Here is a 413-nt window from a genome sequence, read left to right on the forward strand (position 1 = left end):
TCCTGGCTGGAAGCACGATCTGCCGGGACCAAACGAGTCGCCCTCCAATGAACCGTATCCTCCCGTACTTTCGAATCCGCCCAATCATGTTGACGATGTTTATCTTGAACTGGCACGCGCCACGATGAGAGTTCGTGGAGTTGGTGTTTGGATGGTTCCTTTCATCTTTCTATTGTCTCTAGGCTTTCCGGCTACGCTGATTGCTTTTGCAGTTAAAGAACATAGTGCCCCTCCTACCTCTCTCGTTTTAGTAGCATTTTTTGGACTCATCACAGCTTTGTGGCTAGGTATTTACTTTTGGCGAATGGACGTTGCCCCTCCCCGCGACGAACCCATCCGCTTCAACCGCTTCCGACGCAAAGTCTATGTCTACCGCTTCCGCCACGACGGCCTCAGACCCTTCAGCCGCACCA

At 52.3% G+C, this 413-nt stretch carries 1 protein-coding gene; it reads left to right on the forward strand.

Annotated elements, in window-relative coordinates; translation table 11 throughout:
- Positions 1-151 precede the first annotated feature (151 nt).
- A partial coding sequence (locus tag BFP89_RS29070) for a DUF6708 domain-containing protein (protein WP_370671189.1) occupies positions 152-413 on the forward strand: 262 nt, incomplete at its 3' end.

Origin of the sequence: Pseudomonas sp. 31 R 17 (assembly GCF_900004915.1) — a bacterium.
Taxonomy (GTDB): Bacteria; Pseudomonadota; Gammaproteobacteria; order Pseudomonadales; family Pseudomonadaceae; genus Aquipseudomonas; species Aquipseudomonas orientalis_A.